At 54.8% G+C, this 16,412-nt stretch carries 12 protein-coding genes; 11 read left to right on the top strand and 1 reads right to left on the bottom strand.

Translation table 11 applies throughout. The features are described from left to right. Positions 1 to 5: 5 nt before the first annotated feature. A complete protein-coding gene (locus EDC90_RS10170) occupies positions 6 to 1,901 on the bottom strand; it encodes a peptidylprolyl isomerase (protein ID WP_132311158.1) in 1,896 nt (631 codons plus the stop codon). A 346-nt stretch (positions 1,902 to 2,247) separates the two neighbouring features. Here EDC90_RS10170 and EDC90_RS10175 point away from each other — a divergent pair, with 346 nt between their 5' ends. From EDC90_RS10175 to EDC90_RS10225, 11 genes are all read left to right on the top strand, one after another. Next, entirely contained in the window at positions 2,248 to 6,111 is a 3,864-nt protein-coding gene (locus EDC90_RS10175; protein WP_132311160.1) for an autotransporter domain-containing protein, read from the top strand. An 81-nt stretch (positions 6,112 to 6,192) separates the two neighbouring features. Then, on the top strand, positions 6,193 to 7,083 hold the full coding sequence (locus EDC90_RS10180) for a VOC family protein (protein WP_132311162.1): 891 nt from the start codon (positions 6,193 to 6,195) through the stop codon (positions 7,081 to 7,083). A gap of 1 nt (position 7,084) precedes the next feature. Next, complete coding sequence (gene kdsA / locus EDC90_RS10185) at positions 7,085 to 7,924, top strand: 3-deoxy-8-phosphooctulonate synthase (protein WP_132311164.1); 840 nt, start codon at positions 7,085 to 7,087, stop codon at positions 7,922 to 7,924. A 210-nt stretch (positions 7,925 to 8,134) separates the two neighbouring features. Continuing rightward, on the top strand, positions 8,135 to 9,409 hold the full coding sequence (eno, locus tag EDC90_RS10190; protein ID WP_132311166.1) for a phosphopyruvate hydratase: 1,275 nt from the start codon (positions 8,135 to 8,137) through the stop codon (positions 9,407 to 9,409). Between the two features lie 155 nt (positions 9,410 to 9,564). Then, the gene (locus tag EDC90_RS10195; RefSeq protein WP_132311168.1) at positions 9,565 to 9,882 is read left to right on the top strand and encodes an FtsB family cell division protein; all 318 of its coding nucleotides are present in this window, start codon (positions 9,565 to 9,567) and stop codon (positions 9,880 to 9,882) included. Positions 9,883 to 10,033: 151 nt separating this feature from the next. Continuing rightward, positions 10,034 to 11,056, top strand: a complete 1,023-nt coding sequence (gene pdhA, locus EDC90_RS10200; RefSeq protein ID WP_132311170.1) for a pyruvate dehydrogenase (acetyl-transferring) E1 component subunit alpha — start codon at positions 10,034 to 10,036, stop codon at positions 11,054 to 11,056. A gap of 17 nt (positions 11,057 to 11,073) precedes the next feature. After that, entirely contained in the window at positions 11,074 to 12,462 is a 1,389-nt protein-coding gene (locus tag EDC90_RS10205) for a pyruvate dehydrogenase complex E1 component subunit beta (protein ID WP_132311172.1), read from the top strand. Between the two features lie 12 nt (positions 12,463 to 12,474). Further along, positions 12,475 to 13,827, top strand: coding sequence for a pyruvate dehydrogenase complex dihydrolipoamide acetyltransferase (locus EDC90_RS10210; protein ID WP_132311174.1), 1,353 nt, complete (start codon positions 12,475 to 12,477; stop codon positions 13,825 to 13,827). A 21-nt stretch (positions 13,828 to 13,848) separates the two neighbouring features. After that, positions 13,849 to 14,487, top strand: a complete 639-nt coding sequence (locus EDC90_RS10215) for an SGNH/GDSL hydrolase family protein (RefSeq protein WP_132311176.1) — start codon at positions 13,849 to 13,851, stop codon at positions 14,485 to 14,487. A gap of 159 nt (positions 14,488 to 14,646) precedes the next feature. Further along, a complete protein-coding gene (gene lpdA, locus EDC90_RS10220) occupies positions 14,647 to 16,092 on the top strand; it encodes a dihydrolipoyl dehydrogenase (RefSeq protein ID WP_132311178.1) in 1,446 nt (481 codons plus the stop codon). A gap of 69 nt (positions 16,093 to 16,161) precedes the next feature. Then, positions 16,162 to 16,407: a GlsB/YeaQ/YmgE family stress response membrane protein gene (locus tag EDC90_RS10225; protein WP_132311180.1), complete on the top strand. Its 246-nt coding sequence runs from the start codon at positions 16,162 to 16,164 to the stop codon at positions 16,405 to 16,407. The last annotated feature ends 5 nt before the right edge of the window (positions 16,408 to 16,412 follow it).

Below are 16,412 nucleotides of genomic sequence, written 5' to 3' on the forward strand. Positions count from 1 at the left end.
TTCGTTTACTGCAGATTGATCGCCTGCTGTGCGAGTGTCTGGTTGATTGAGACGCCATATTCACTCTGCAGCTTTTTGATCATCTCATCGAGAATATCGTCACCGGCAGATGATGCAATGGCTGTTACGGCCTGATTGTCATTGGCGGCTACGGCGTTGTCTCCGGCATTGTTCACTGAGGTCACTTTCAGAACAATCTGTTCGTCGCCGCCATCCTTTGGCGCTGTGGCGACAGTGCCGAGCGGGCCGCTGAAAGCGGCTGCAACACCTTGAGGTCCAAGAGCGGTGTTTTGCGCCATGCGGGTGAATGGCTGAGTCTGCTGAACATCAATTGCCAGATCTTCAGCGAGCTGTTGCAGTGAAGCGCCGTCTTCGATCTGCTGTCTGAACTCTTCCGCCTTTGCGGCAAGAGCATTCGCTTGCTGTTCTGCGGCCCAGTCGGCTTCCACCTGGCTGCGCACTTCTTCAAAGGTCCGGTCCCGCGCTGGTGTGATCGCTTTGACCTCGTACCAGACGACGCCACCATTGCTCAGAGTAAGAGGCAGGTTTTCGACATCGACGTCTGAATCGAAAGCCGATGTAATCAGCTCAGTGCCCAGAGGAATATCTTCAACCGGATTACCGCCCTCATCAGTCCCGTTGGCGGCGACAGACTGGATGGTCTGAGGTGTAAGCCCGAGGCTTTTTGCAGCCTCTTCCATCGTTGAGCCACCAGCGCGCAGATCGTCATACTGGTCTTCAACATTAAGGATGTCGTTTGCGGCCTGCTGCTGCGCCAGCGCCTGCCGGATTGTGTCCTCCACTTCCGAAAGCGGTGTGACGGCCTCTGGCGTAATCTGGGGCACGCGCAGAATGACGGGCCCGAAATTTCCCTGAACGACGCCGCTTGTTCCGTTTTCTTCCGTAATTGCGAAAGCAGCCTCATCAATGTTGCTGTCCGGAAAGTCGCCTTTCTCATACGTTCCGAGCGAAACGTCAGCGATTGTCTTGCCGCTCTCGGTTACGAGTTGATCAAATGTCTTTTCGCCATCTGCAAGCTGCTGGGCTGCCTGTTCGGCGGCTGCCTGGTCTGCAAAGGTCAGTTGCTGGATCGAGCGGGTTTCCGGCGTTGTATAAGAGGCCTGACGCGCTTCATAATCCTGCTGAACGGCCTCATCCGTGACTGAATCCGGGTCGGCAATATCTGCCGGGCGCAGAGCGACATATTCGATCGTCCGGTATTCCGGAGCGCGGTAAGCGGCCTGGCGTTTTTCAAACCAGGGCTTCAGAACATCATCGCTGGGCGTTTTGATCGGGTCGATAAACGCGTTGGTCAGTTCGATATAATCGGCGGTCCGGGTCTGGTTTCTGTATTCGCGAATGGCATCCGTCAGTGTTTTAGGGGCATCGAATCCGTCTGCAAGACCATCGACAATCTGGCCGCGAACGGCCACCTTGCTGCGCTCTGCAACATAATCATCTTCATTCATGCCCACACTTCGCAGAAGCGAACTGAAGCGCTGGCGATCGAACTGACCGTTGGCATTCTGGAATGCCGGATCCTGCGCAATGAGTGAAGCCAGCCGCTTTTCGGAAAGACCGAGGTTCATGTTGTCAGCGAGCTGATCCAGTGCAGCGCCAGCAACAAGCTGTGCGTAAACCTGCTGGTCAACGCCCAGCATGCGCGCCTGCTCAGAGGTCAGACGCTGCCCATACTGCTGATTCAGGTTGTTCAGTTGGCGCTGATAGGCAAGCCGGAACTCATTGACGTCGACCGACTGGTTTCCAACCTGGACAACAACATCTGAATTGCCTGAAAGCAGTGCGCTTGAGGCTCCCCAAACACCAAAGGAAATAATGAGGAGGATGATCAGGAGTTTTGCGACCCAGGTCTGGGCGCCTTTCCGCAGTGTTTCGAGCATTATTCAGCAAATCCTGTTTGCGGGACCGTCGGTTTAATCGTCGCTTCTTAGACCAAGATGAACCGGAATTGAAGAGACCGGAATGTCTCTCGTTCGGAAAGTGCTTGTTGGAGCAACGGACTTTGGGGCTTTGAAGGAATGGCCGACTGTTTCGAAGTTCTGAATGGTTGGCAATCCGGAGCCGCCTGGAGGGCACGAATCGGGCATCTGGTCACAAAGGAAAGAGTGATGCTTCAGCCCCGATTCTCAACCCATTGTTAAGGCTATTCGGGCTAGAAAGCTGACGGTGGTGCAGTCAGCATAGAGCTCATTCTGGCTGCGTGAAATTCAGGATGGACAGAGAGTTATGCGTATTCACAGGCAATCAACGCTTCGTAGAAAGCTTTTACTGTGTTCCTCGGCTCTGTCTGTTTTTATATCCGGCGCCGCGGTTTCTGCCGATTTCGACTGGACGGGTGCTGTTTCCGATGAATGGTATCAATCCGGAAACTGGAACGAGGGCGGTGCGCCAGCCACCGATACTCCGGGCAACGGTGATAATGTTACCATTGGTGCTGCTGCAAATGATCCGGCTATACCGGCAGGCAGTGGAACGGAACAGCTCGGTACATTCATTATTGGCGATTCTTCCGCTGGCGCGATGACAGCCGAGGGAGCCGTCACAGTTGATCGTGCGATATTCGGCAAAAATGCAGCCGGTTCGGGTAGTTTGTCGCTGACGGGAGCGGCTGCGTATTTCAACTCCAACGACTATCTGGTGGTCGGCGGCGAAGGTTCCGGTTTGCTGGAACTTTCAGCTGGTGCGCGCGCGTTTTCAACCAATGCGATTACAATCGGTCAGGCTTCAGGCTCTGTCGGCACCGTGACGATAAGCGGGGCAGGTTCGCTTCTCAGGACGTCTTCGGCGTCAGGCAATGGTCTGCGTATCGGAGATGAAGGCACTGGCCGTATTACGGTGTCCGATGGCGGCAAGATCGAATCAAACCTCAGTGTTCTCGGGTCTGAAGTCGGGTCGAGTGGCACTGTTGAATTAACCGGCGCAGGTTCGGAGTGGAACGGATATGGCGATCTTTATATCGGGCTTTCCGGGCGCGGTGACGTGTCTGCCCGTGATGGAGCGCAGATCGTCAGCGGCTCCGTAAGTATCGGAAAAAACAACACATCGGTTTTGAATAACGCAGAAGTCAGCGGTGCGTCGTCCCGGTGGACCGTCTACAATTCGGTCTCCATTGGCGGTGATATCACTGGTGAGGGCACCGGAGGGTTTGGTGCTCTGTCGGTGCGGGACGGGGCTGAGATGACCGCCAGCAACGTTCTGATCGGAAATGTCGAAAACAGTGACGGTGTGATCAATGTTGACAACAGTTCGAAGCTGACTGTTTCCGCAGGATTGCGATCGGGCGTTTCCGGCAGAGGCGAACTGGCTGTTACCGGCGGCGGGAAAGTGGCCATCGACAATGCTGTGGTCGGCGTGAACCAGACCGGCGATGGTGCGATCACAGTTTCAGGTGCGGACAGCGAACTGACCGTGACCAACGGTTTGACCTCCGGCGCATCCGGTGAAGGTGAAGTCACCATTTCAGACGGTGCAAGTCTTGAAACCAAGGATACGGTGATCGGTCAGAATGCCGGAAGTGTCGGAGAAATGGCCGTTTCCAGCGGCGCCCGGTGGACGAACCAGGCCACGACAACCGTTGGGGGTTCAGGCCAGGCTACGCTTTCTGTCACCGACGGGGCGGTTGCGACTTCGTCGACGACAATCATAGGTCAGAATGCCTCAGGCGAGGGGTCTGTCACTGTCGGAGGTGCCGGATCCTCGTTTCAGCTTTCCGGCGATATGACCATCGGCCAAAGCGGATACGGATTGCTCGTCATTGAAGATGGTGGCTCAGTTAAAGGTACCAGAAGTGTGATCGGTGCAGGAGCCGGCTCGGTGGGCATCGCAAGCATTGCTGGTGGCACATGGACCGTCAATGGCGATCTTATCGTGGCTGACAAAGGGCGGGGCGCGTTGACACTTTCGGGCGGTGGCACTGTCTCGGCATCATCCATTCGGGTCGCCAGTTCTCAAGGTTCAGCAGGGTCTTTGAACATTGGTGCCGGATCAGGGGCAACGCCTTCTTCTGCAGGGACACTGGATGTGGCTCAGATATCTTTCGGCTCCGGTGATGGCCGATTGGTGTTTAACCATACCGACGGCGACTATCTGTTCGAACCGCAGATAAACGGTCCCGTCGAAATCAGCGTGGAAAGCGGAACAACAATCCTCACCGCAGACAATAATAATTCCGGCTCGACGCGCATTCTCGCAGGTGCTGAGCTGCGTCTCGGGGACGGCGGTGAAAACGGAAGCCTCAACGGAGACATTGAACTTTCAAGTGATGGGCGCCTTGCTTTCGATCGCGCAGATGAACTGGATTTCAGGGGCACATTCAGCGGTAGCGGCACGCTCATTCAGGACGGCCAGGGTGCGGTGCGGCTGAGTGCAGACAGCGCCGAATTTTCCGGCCCAGCGCAGGTTAATCATGGTCAGCTTCTGGTCGATGGTGATCTTCGAAAGACCTCCGTCAGCGTTGCATCAGGCGCGTTGATTGGCGGTTCGGGAACAATCGGCACAACCGATGTCGCGACGGGCGGCATTTTCCAGTCGGGAGATCGCAATGGTGCGCTTGCTGTGGATGGTGACCTTTCATTCGATCGGGACGCAACTTATCGCGCACTGATCACCGAGAATTTCGAAACGACCAGTGTCACAGGTGATGTTCGCTTTGATGACACCGTTGTCGATCTCGCCTTCGTGCCGGGTGGCGCGCTTCAGCAAAATTATAATCTGCTTTCTGCAGGATCAATAACGGGCACATATGAAGCATCAGCGGATGCGCTTCCTCCCCATTTTCGCGGTACCTTTGACGATGATGGTAAAACACTTTCACTGGGGCTTGCTTATGTCGGAGGCGATTATCGGTTTTCCGAGCTTGGAAGGAGCGTGAATTCCCAGCTGGTCAGAGCCTTTAATGATGGAGAGCCTTTGAAAGGAACACTTTCGGCTGCAATGCTCTTGAGCGGCGTGGGCTATGAAAATGCAATGACCACACTTGGCGGTGAACTTGGCGTGAATGGCGCAGTGGTTGCGACGCTTGGAATGCAGGATTTTCTGCGGCGCTCCTCCAATCCGTCAAGATTGCTTGCCGGCTGGCGCTCCATCGAGAAAAATGAAGATGAGGAAGGTAATGCGCCGTCCCCCGCTCTTGCATACTGGTCGGTTGGCAATGATGGCGGCTATGGTTCAGCACTCGGCGCAGGGCAGGCGCGCTGGGACTGGATGGCCTCCAGCCGTGCGCGGGCTTATGGCCCCTTTAACCCTGATAATGCGATCTGGCTGGAATATAACGGACAAAGCGGCAGTATCGATACTGACTATGCCGTCGGGAATTCGGGTGCAGATCTGTCGGGTAACACCGTCGAAGGCGGCTATCTTGCCGCCATTGATGATACGACCTCTCTCGGACTGGTCATGGGCGGAGGTTCAACGCGCTATGATCAGACGGATCAGGACGGAACGGCTGACGACAGCAGTTTCCGGGCTGCTGTCAGTGCTGCCGGTCAAACAAAAGCAGGTCTTTACGGCACGGCTTCGCTGGGCGTCGGCGTTGATCGCATAGAGACAGAGCGAACGGTCAGTTTTTCCGGTGTCACGGATCGGTTGCGCGGTTCATTTTCGGCCACGACGGTTGGCGGGCGCTTGGAAGCCGGTGGCCGTATTGTAAATGATGGTGTGGCACTTATTCCCTTCGCCGCAGCCAGTGCTGTTTATTCCAGTGTTCCTGGGTATCGGGAGGAGGTGCTGTCAGGTTCCGGTCAGTCCGCTTTGACCTACTCGGATAATGATATGTTCAGAGGCACGGTAGAGGCTGGTATTGGGTTCGATACCGCTGCCGGAAATGCTGCCCGACGCTTCTCTTTGAACGGTCGTGTTGCCTACGTTTACCGCTATGGGCCTGATCGCGATACAAATGCACAGTTCGTCTCTCTGCCGGGATATGGTTTCAATATCACCAGCAACGCCCCCACGGGCAGTGCTGTCTCAGCCAATGTCGGTGCCCGTGTCCAGCTTTCGACGCAGACTGATCTCTCCTTTAATGCCTATGGGGAGTGGGCGGATGGTTATGCGGCTCTGATTGCTTCTGCCAAGCTTCGCTACGTGTGGTGATGGTCATATCGTGCTTTAGGCAGAGCGCCTTGATCGCTGATACGCTTTCATGCCATCAGTGAGTGAGCAAAGGAGGAGTCCATGTCTCTTTCGTCCCGCACAGCGCGGTCTCTCGATCATCTTGTCTTGCCGGTCGTTGATCTTGCGACGTCGAGGCTGCGGCTTGTCTCTCTCGGCTTTACAGTTGCACCGGATGCCAGTCACCCCTTTGGCACGGGCAATGCCTGTGTCTATTTTTCAGACTCGACCTATCTGGAGCCACTGGCGATCAGGGATTTGCGGACCTATGAAGCGAAGATCGCCGAGCGGACCGAATTCGTTCGCCGTGACCGAGCCTATCGGTTTCGCGTAGGCGAAGATGGCCTGTCAGCCGTCGTCTTTAAGGCCGAAGATGCAGAAGCCGATCATGCCGCCTTTTCGAAAGCCGGTATTGTTGAAAATGACCTGTTTGAGTTTTCACGGCCCTTCGAGCTGGACGACGGAACGAAAACGACTGCTGGCTTTAAGCTGGCTTTCGCTGCGGATCTGCGTGCGCCGGATATCTTCTTCTTTGTTTGTGAGAGGCTGACGCCGCTTTCTCCGGCAGCCTCACTTCTGGCACATGCGAACGGTGTTACAGGCATTGCTGAAGTGTTGCTGACTGAAGAGGATCCCATGGAATTCGAGCCATTGCTTCAGGTGCTTTCGAACAGCCACGATATTGATATCCACCCGCATGGGTTTTCGGTCGAAGTGGGCTCTTCGCGGCTGTCGGTTTATACGCCGGATCATCTGAAGCAGGCTTACGGGGTTGATGCCGTTGCTTCTCAGCGAGGGCTTTTTGCAAGTGGCGTCGTATTTGCTGCCCCTGATCTTTTAAACGTGAAGGATATCCTCCAGCACAATGACCTGCCTTATTCCACCCTTGAAAACGGCGTAAGCGTTTCGCCCGCGTCAGGTCAGGGTGTGGCCTTTGTTTTCAAGGAAGAATGAAATGACGAACCAAACTGTGATTGCTGGTGAAGGCACTGGCCGCGTCAGCTTTGCCAATACCGCAAAACTGTCGCTGATTGCCGGACCCTGCCAGATGGAAAGCCGGGATCATGCCTTTATGGTGGCTGGCAGACTTAAGGAGATCTGCGAGCAGGCTGGTGTGTCTCTTGTCTACAAATCCTCCTTCGACAAGGCGAACCGGACCTCACTCAATGCCCAGCGCGGTATGGGGCTTGATAAGGCCATGGAGGTCTTTTCGGATCTGAAGAAAGCGTTTGGATTTCCTGTTCTGACTGACGTCCATAACGAAAAGCAGTGTGCGGAGGTGGCAGATGTCGTGGATGTTCTGCAGATTCCGGCATTTTTGTGCCGTCAGACGGATCTTCTCATTGCGGCAGCCAGAACCGGTCGCGTCATCAACGTAAAGAAGGGGCAGTTTCTGGCACCATGGGATATGAAGAACGTCCTCGCCAAGATTGTTGATAGTGGCAACCCAAATGTTCTGCTTTGTGAGCGAGGGGCCTCTTTCGGGTATAATACGCTGGTCTCCGATATGCGTTCGCTGCCGATTATGGCTGGAACGGGTGCCCCTGTGATTTTCGATGCCACTCATTCGGTTCAGCAGCCCGGAGGGCAGGGTGGCTCTTCAGGCGGTCAGAGGGAGTTTGTTGAAACGCTGGCGCGTGCTGCGGTTGCAGTCGGTGTTGCCGGGGTGTTTATTGAAACGCATGAAGATCCGGACAATGCGCCGTCGGATGGGCCGAATATGGTGCCTCTTTCTGAGATGCCGCGTCTGCTCGACAAGCTGATGGCTTTTGACGCAGTCGCAAAGGCCGGATAAGTTCAAAATGCTTCAATTGGACGGCGATAACGGGGGATTTTCGCCCAGGACAGACAAAAATCTTTCATTCGTCATAGTACTGGTGGATAATGTGCATTATGCGTTTCTTCGCAGTGCTTTAGTGTTACCCAAGCCACTATTGCGCAATCACAGTTTCACCGCTTTGACGCGGTTCCTCTGATTAAGAAAAAAGTCGACAGGTAAACAAATATGACGACAATCACCGATATTCTCGCCCGTGAAATTCTTGACAGCCGTGGTAATCCTACGGTCGAAGTCGATGTGTACCTGGAAGACGGAAGCATTGGCCGCGCCGCTGTACCATCGGGCGCTTCGACGGGCGCGCATGAAGCTGTCGAGCTTCGCGACGGCGGAGAGCGCTATCTCGGCAAGGGTGTTGAGAAGGCTGTGAATGCAGTCAACACCGAAATCATGGAAACAATCGTTGGTATGGATGTCGAAAACCAGATGGAAATCGACAAGGCCATGCTGGAACTGGACGGTACGCCGAACAAAGGACGTCTTGGCGCCAACGCCATCCTCGGTGTTTCGCTTGCCTCCGCCAAAGCTGCAGCCTCGGCCAGCGGTCTTCCGCTTTACCGTTATGTTGGCGGCACGTTCGCCCACCTCCTGCCTGTTCCGATGATGAACATCGTGAATGGTGGTGAGCACGCGGACAATCCGATCGACTTTCAGGAGTTCATGATCATGCCGATGGGCGCAGAAACCATGCGCGACGCGGTTCGCATGGGCTCTGAGATTTTCCACACGCTCAAGAAAGAGCTTTCGGCTGCCGGCTTTAACACCGCAATCGGCGATGAAGGCGGCTTTGCGCCTGCGCTCGACAGCACGATCTCGGCACTCGATTTTGTTATGAAGTCGATTGAAAAGGCTGGTTATCGTCCGGGTGAGGACATCTATCTGGCGATGGACGCTGCTTCGACGGAATTCTACAAGGATGGCAAATACGTCATGGAAGGCGAAGGTAAGACGCTCGATTCTTCCGGTATGGTTGCCTATCTTGCAGACCTGATCAGCAAATACCCGATCTTCTCCATCGAAGATGGTCTGGCTGAAGACGATTGGGAAGGCTGGAAAGAGCTGACCGCCACGATCGGCAACAAATGCCAACTCGTCGGTGATGATCTTTTCGTGACCAATACACAGCGCCTGAAAGATGGCATCAAGATGGGCGTTGCCAACTCGCTGCTGGTCAAGGTCAACCAGATCGGCTCGCTGACCGAAACTCTCGACGCGGTCGAAACTGCGCATAAGGCCGGTTACACCAACGTTATGTCGCACCGATCCGGCGAAACCGAAGATTCCACGATCGCTGATCTTGCTGTTGCGACCAATTGCGGCCAGATCAAAACCGGATCGTTGTCGCGCTCCGACCGTCTTGCCAAGTACAATCAGCTGATCCGTATTGAGGAAGAGCTGGGTGCGCAGGCGGTTTACGCTGGTAAATCGATCCTCAAAGTCTGATAACGGTTTAACCTCAATGGCTTGAGGTTATTTTCTGACTTTTTTATGAGCCCGCGGTCTTTATGGCCGCGGGCTTTTTTTGGTTTAGCCTTGGTTAAGGTTATCCGGTTACTCTGCGTTCTTATTGGTATTGCGTCATTTAATCGGATCGCTTCATGTGGACCCGTCATCATAAATCGCGGATTTACGGACGACTTGTCGTTCCGGTTATCACTGCGTGTTTCATGAGCTACTTTATTTATCATTCGATTCACGGCGACTACGGTCTTATTGCCTCAAAGAATTTCGAACAGCATCGCCAAATCAATGAACGGAAGCTTGAAAAGCTTGTGAGCGAGCGTCAGGCGCTTGAAAAAAAGGTTGAGCGGCTGAGCGACGGGTCCCTGATGAAGGACGCTGTTGATGAGCAGGCGCGGTATGCCTTGAATCTTCTGAGGCCGGATGAAATCGTGATTTTTGATAGAAATCTCTAATTAACTGAAATCACGGTAATATCGATATTACGTATTAATTTCAGACTCTTAGAGTGGTAATATTTGCGTTAAATCTAGCATTGCCGTGTAACATAAAACTCCTTATTGTGACCGCCATATCAACGTCTTTCCTTCCACAGGAGGTACTTGAATGGCGTCGCAAGCGTCCGCTTCACGGAAATCACCCAAAAAAGAAGATAACAACCGGATCGTTGAGTTTGATCGCGATCAGGAGATGCATGCGCTCCGCGAGATGCTCATGATTCGCCGATTTGAAGAGAAGGCGGGCCAACTCTACGGCATGGGTTTCATCGGCGGTTTCTGTCACCTTTACATCGGTCAGGAAGCCGTCGTCGTTGGCATGCAAATGGCGCTGAAAGATGGTGACCAGATCATCACCAGCTACCGCGACCATGGCCATATGCTTGCCACGGGCATGGATTCCAAAGGTGTGATGGCTGAGCTTACCGGTCGTCAGTCCGGCTATTCCAAGGGCAAGGGCGGCTCAATGCACATGTTCTCGAAAGAGAAAGCCTTTTATGGCGGTCATGGCATTGTGGGCGCTCAGGTGCCACTTGGCACAGGTCTGGCTTTTGCCAACCAGTATCGCGGTGACGACAAGGTGTCTGTCGTTTATTATGGCGATGGCGCAGCCAACCAGGGTCAGGTTTACGAAAGCTTCAATATGGCCCAGCTCTGGAAGCTGCCGGTTGTCTATGTTGTTGAAAATAACCGCTATGCCATGGGTACGTCGGTTGCCCGTTCGTCCGCTGAGACGGACTTCTCCAAGCGCGGCAGTTCATTCGGTATTCCCGGCTTTCAGGTCGACGGTATGGATGTTCGTGCGGTCAAGGCTGCTGCAGAAGAAGCCGAAGAGCACGCTCGATCTGGCAAGGGCCCGATCATTCTCGAAATGCAGACCTATCGCTATCGCGGCCACTCCATGTCCGACCCGGCGAAATATCGCAGCAAGGACGAGGTGCAGAAGATGCGCTCCGAGCATGACCCGATTGAGCAGGTCCGTAAACGGATTCTGGACAAGAAATGGGCCAGCGAAGATGAGCTGAAGACCATCGACAAGGATGTTCGTAGCATTATCTCCGACGCTGCCGATTTCGCCCAGACCGATCCGGAGCCGGATCCGTCCGAACTTTACACTGACATTCTGCGCTAAGACGGGGAGGGACATACATGCCTACCAATATCCTTATGCCGGCTCTCTCTCCGACCATGGAAGAGGGCAATCTTTCCAAGTGGCTCAAAAAAGAAGGCGATACCGTATCTGCCGGTGACGTCCTGGCCGAGATCGAGACCGATAAGGCGACGATGGAAGTCGAAGCCGTTGACGAAGGTACGCTCGGCAAGATTCTTGTTGAAGAAGGTGCACAGGGCGTGAAGGTTAATACGCCGATTGCTGTGCTTCTTGAAGAAGGCGAGAGCGCTGACGACATAGACGCTTCAGCCACGAAAGCGCCGAAAGAGACACCAGCGCCGGAAGTGGCTCAGGAAGAAAAGCCTCAGGCATCTCCTGAAGCAGCGCCTGCCCAGCCAAAGGCCGTAGAGCCTGCATCTGATCCGGATATCCCGGAAGGAACCGAGATGGTTTCCACCACGGTGCGTGAAGCGCTTCGGGATGCTATGGCCGAAGAAATGCGTTCAGACAACGACGTCTTCGTTATGGGTGAAGAGGTTGCCGAATATGAGGGCGCCTACAAAATCACGCAGGGTCTTCTGAAGGAATTCGGTCCGAAGCGTGTCGTAGATACGCCGATTACTGAACATGGCTTCACCGGCGTTGCCGTTGGTGCTGCGCTTGCCGGTCTGAAGCCGGTCGTAGAGTTCATGACCTTCAACTTCGCCATGCAGGCGATGGACCAGATCATCAACTCGGCTGCCAAGACGCACTATATGTCCGGCGGACAAATGGAATCGTCGATTGTGTTCCGTGGCCCCAATGGTGCCGCAGCCCGCGTGGCAGCCCAGCATTCGCAGTGCTATGCTGCTTGGTACAGCCATGTGCCCGGCCTTAAAGTTGTCATGCCTTATACGGCTGCTGACGCAAAAGGCCTTCTGAAGGCCGCTATTCGTGACCCGAACCCGGTGATTTTCCTCGAAAACGAAATCCTTTACGGTCACAAATTCGATGTGCCGAAAATGGACGATTTCGTTCTGCCAATCGGCAAGGCTCGCGTTCACAAGACGGGTAACGATGCCACCATCGTTTCGTTCGGCATTGGTATGACCTACGCTGTCGAAGCTGCTGAAAAGCTGGCTGGCGAAGGCATTGACGTTGAGGTTATCGATCTGCGCACGATCCGCCCGATGGATATCCCCACCGTTATTGAATCGGTGAAGAAGACCGGACGTCTGGTCACTGTCGAGGAAGGCTTCCCGCAGTCCTCCGTCGGTACCGAGATTGCAACGCGCGTCATGCAGCAGGCATTCGATTATCTCGATGCCCCGATCCTGACGATCGCTGGTAAGGATGTTCCGATGCCTTACGCCGCGAACCTCGAAAAGCTGGCTCTGCCGAACGTCGATGAAGTCATCGATGCGGTTAAAGCCGTTTGCTACAAGTAAGGGAGGCGATCCATGCCGATCAAGATCACGATGCCGGCGCTGTCGCCGACCATGGAAGAGGGCAATCTATCCAAATGGCTGGTAAAGGAAGGTGATTCCGTTTCCGCCGGTGATGTTATTGCCGAAATCGAGACCGATAAAGCGACGATGGAAGTTGAAGCGGTCGATGAGGGCACAGTCGCCAAGATCGTTGTTCCGGATGGAACGCAGGCGGTTAAGGTCAATGCTTTGATTGCCGTTCTCGCTGAAGAGGGCGAAGATGTGGCTGAGGCTGCCAAGGCGGCTGATGGTGGCGATGCACCTGCAGCAGAAGAAAGTGCGCCTGCAAAGGATGAGGCCAAGGCGGAGGAGCCAGCCAAGGCTCCTGTGCCATCGTCTGACAAGCCCGTGCCGCAGCCATCTGCTCCGGCAGCACCTGAAGCCAAGGGCGGTCGTGTCTTCGCGTCGCCACTGGCACGGCGTCTGGCCAAGGAGGCTGGTCTGGATCTGACCGCGCTTTCCGGTTCGGGTCCGCATGGCCGTATCGTCAAGCGCGACATCGAAAAGGCCCAGTCCGAAGGTGTGGGTAAAGCCGGATCGCAGGCAGAAGCTGCAACGCCTGAGGCTGCTGCGGCTCCGCAAAAGGCCGCATCGGACGACGCCGTTCTCAAGCTGTTTGAGGAAGGATCGTATGACCTCGTGCCGCATGACGGTATGCGCAAGACGATTGCCAAGCGGCTGCAGGAATCCAAGCAGAGCATTCCGCACTTCTACGTCACCGTTGATGTCGAGCTGGATGCACTCCTGGGGTTGCGTTCGCAGCTCAACAAGGCGGCTCCCGTGCGTGATGACAAGCCTGCCTACAAGCTCTCTGTCAACGACATGGTGATCAAGGCAATGGCGCTTGCGCTGCGTGATGTTCCGGAAGCAAACGTTTCCTGGACAGACAGCAATATGGTCGTTCATCACCATGTTGATGTCGGCGTTGCCGTGTCTATTCCTGGTGGACTGATCACTCCGATTATCCGTAAGGCCGAAGAAAAGCCGCTTTCCGTCATCTCCAATGAGATGAAGGACATGGGCAAGCGTGCGAAGGAAAAGAAGCTCAAGCCTGAGGAATATCAGGGCGGTACGACAGCCGTTTCCAATATGGGCATGATGGGTGTCAAGGACTTCGCAGCCGTCGTGAACCCGCCGCATGCCTCGATCCTTGCCGTTGGGGCAGGTGAGAAGCGTCCGGTTGTGAAGAATGATGAGCTGACGATTGCCACAATGATGTCGGTGACGCTTTCAACGGACCATCGTTGCGTCGACGGTGCGCTGGCGGCTCAGGTTCTGGCAGCCTTCAAGGGTTATATCGAAAACCCGATGTCTATGCTGGTGTAGTATCAGCGTCGGAGCGATGTCATGAAAACAGTGCTTTGCTTTGGCGATTCTCTCACCTTTGGGCATGACCCGGCCGGCAACGGCCGGCATGCTCATGGGGATCGCTGGCCCATGGCATTGCAGAAAGCACTCGGGCCGGATGTTCATGTGGTCGCTGAAGGACTGAGTGGCCGGACGACGGCTTATGACGATCATACTTCTGTGTCAGACCGCAATGGTGTGCGTATACTGCCGACATTGCTGGATTCGCATACGCCGGTTGATTTGTTGATTGTCATGCTTGGCACAAATGATCTGAAGCCCTGGACCGGCGGCGACGCGTTCGCCGCCAGCCGGGGTCTCAAACGCCTGGTTGAAATCGTGAAACATCATCCATGGCCGTTTGACCATGAAGCTCCTGAAATCCTGGTGGTCTCGCCACCGCATATCGTCGAGACGGCTGATGACAGCAGCATGGCATTTATGCCGGGCGTGGTGGAACAGTCGCGGATGTTGTCGGTGTTTTACAGTGAACTTGCCGACCAATCGGGCTGTGGCTTTTTTGACGCCGCCTCGGTTTCACATGCCAGTCCGGTTGACGGTGTTCATCTGGATGCTGAACAGACCCGCGCGCTTGGCCGCGGAATGGAGCCTGTTGCCAGAATGATGCTCGGGCTTTGAAGCCTGCGCTTTTTATTGTGTCAGCCAATTTACTGTACCGGGAAAATCCGTGCTGTAGTTGGGTGGCTTGAGGTTGAAATTTGCGGGGTGTGAAACGCTTTCATCAGCGTACCCCTGAAGCCGGAAAGTGACCGGCACCTTGCGAAGGAGATAAGTCCCGTGTCTCAGAATTATGATGTAATTGTCGTTGGTGCTGGCCCCGGTGGTTATATTGCCGCCATTCGTGCCGCGCAGCTGGGTTATAAAACGGCTGTGGTCGAGCGTGAGCACATGGCCGGCATCTGCTCCAACTGGGGCTGTATTCCGACCAAAGCTCTGCTGCGCTCCGCAGAGATTATGGATTTCGCGGAAAATGCCAAGGATTTCGGTCTTTCGATTGAAGGTCAGATCAAGGCTGACCTTGATGCAATCGTCAAGCGTTCGCGCGGCATTGCCGAGCGCATGAACGGCGGCGTGAGCTTTTTGATGAAGAAAAACAAGGTCGACATTATCTGGGGCGAGGCGACGCTGACCAAACCCGGTGAGATTTCAGTCGCTGAGACCAAAAAGAAGATCGTTGAGCCGCAGGGCCCGAAACCGAAGAATGCTCTGGGTGCAGGGGCATACAAGGCCAAGCACATCATCGTGGCAACCGGTGCACGCCCGCGTGCCCTGCCGGGTATAGAGCCGGATGGCAAATTGATATGGACCTATTTCGAAGCACTGAAACCGGCAAAGCTGCCCAAGTCGCTGCTTGTCATGGGATCCGGTGCAATTGGAATTGAGTTTGCATCCTTCTACCGTTCCCTCGGCGTCGATGTAACGGTTGTTGAGGTCATGAAACAGGTTATGCCTGTCGAGGATGCTGAGATCTCGAAATTCGCCCAGAAGCGTCTGGAAAAGCGTGGCATCAAGATCATGCTGGAGTCCAAGGTCGCCAAGGTCGAGAAGGGATCGGACTCGATTACAGCGCATGTCGAGAAGAAAGACGGAAAGGTCGAGAAGATCACGGCTGACCGGATGATCTCGGCTGTCGGGGTTCAGGGGAATATCGAGAATATCGGCCTTGAGAACCTTGGCATCAAAACCGATCGCGGCTGCATTGTCATCGACGAATACTGCCGTACGAATGTTGAGGGCATCTATGCCATCGGTGATGTCGCCGGACCGCCGATGCTGGCGCATAAGGCTGAGCATGAAGCTGTCATCTGCGTCGAAAAGATTGCCGGTCAGCCGAACGTTCATCCACTCGATAAGAGCAAAGTGCCTGGCTGCACCTATTGTCACCCGCAGGTGGCTTCTGTCGGCCTGACTGAGGCGAAGGCGAAAGAAGCCGGGCGCGATATCCGCGTCGGCCGTTTCTCCTATGCCGCAAATGGCAAGGCCGTGGCTCTGGGCGATGATCAGGGCATGGTCAAGACGATCTTCGACAAGAAGACCGGTGAACTGCTCGGTGCTCATATGGTGGGTGCCGAAGTGACCGAGCTGATTGAAGGTTTTGTGGTTGCCATGAATCTGGAGACCACCGAAGAAGAGCTGATGCACACCATCTTCCCGCATCCTACCCTTTCCGAAATGATGAAGGAAAGTGTGCTTGATGCCTATGGACGTGCACTGAACGCCTGATTGCTCTAGAATGCAGCGTGCGGGCTGAGAGGGTCCGCACGATATTGCTTCAACAAGGGAGACGTTGAAATGGGTGTAGGTTGGATTACGGCGATCATCGTCGGTGGTGTCGCCGGCTGGCTGGCAGAGCAGTTCATGAAGTCCAATATGGGAATTATCATGAACATCATTCTCGGCATTGTCGGCTCGATTGTCGCAAATGCCATTCTCAACGTATTTGGCGTCTATGTCAGTGGCGGTTGGCTCGCCTATCTGATCACCGGCTTCATCGGTGCGGTCATCCTGATTTTTGTCGGTCGTTTAGTCCGCCGGTAAACGGT

Origin of the sequence: Martelella mediterranea, assembly GCF_004342225.1 — a bacterium.
Taxonomy (GTDB): Bacteria; Pseudomonadota; Alphaproteobacteria; order Rhizobiales; family Rhizobiaceae; genus Martelella; species Martelella mediterranea_B.

Excerpts from the sequence above, each read along its gene's own strand:
- EDC90_RS10180 (WP_132311162.1), top strand. The coding sequence starts at position 6,193 with ATGTCTCTTTCGTCCCGCACAGCGCGGTCTCTCGATCATCTTGTCTTG.
- EDC90_RS10225 (WP_132311180.1), top strand. The coding sequence starts at position 16,162 with ATGGGTGTAGGTTGGATTACGGCGATCATCGTCGGTGGTGTCGCCGGC.
- eno (WP_132311166.1), top strand. The coding sequence starts at position 8,135 with ATGACGACAATCACCGATATTCTCGCCCGTGAAATTCTTGACAGCCGT.
- EDC90_RS10170 (WP_132311158.1), bottom strand. The coding sequence starts at position 1,901 with ATGCTCGAAACACTGCGGAAAGGCGCCCAGACCTGGGTCGCAAAACTC.
- EDC90_RS10205 (WP_132311172.1), top strand. The coding sequence starts at position 11,074 with ATGCCTACCAATATCCTTATGCCGGCTCTCTCTCCGACCATGGAAGAG.
- kdsA (WP_132311164.1), top strand. The coding sequence starts at position 7,085 with ATGACGAACCAAACTGTGATTGCTGGTGAAGGCACTGGCCGCGTCAGC.
- EDC90_RS10215 (WP_132311176.1), top strand. The coding sequence starts at position 13,849 with ATGAAAACAGTGCTTTGCTTTGGCGATTCTCTCACCTTTGGGCATGAC.
- EDC90_RS10210 (WP_132311174.1), top strand. The coding sequence starts at position 12,475 with ATGCCGATCAAGATCACGATGCCGGCGCTGTCGCCGACCATGGAAGAG.
- EDC90_RS10175 (WP_132311160.1), top strand. The coding sequence starts at position 2,248 with ATGCGTATTCACAGGCAATCAACGCTTCGTAGAAAGCTTTTACTGTGT.
- EDC90_RS10195 (WP_132311168.1), top strand. The coding sequence starts at position 9,565 with ATGTGGACCCGTCATCATAAATCGCGGATTTACGGACGACTTGTCGTT.
- pdhA (WP_132311170.1), top strand. The coding sequence starts at position 10,034 with ATGGCGTCGCAAGCGTCCGCTTCACGGAAATCACCCAAAAAAGAAGAT.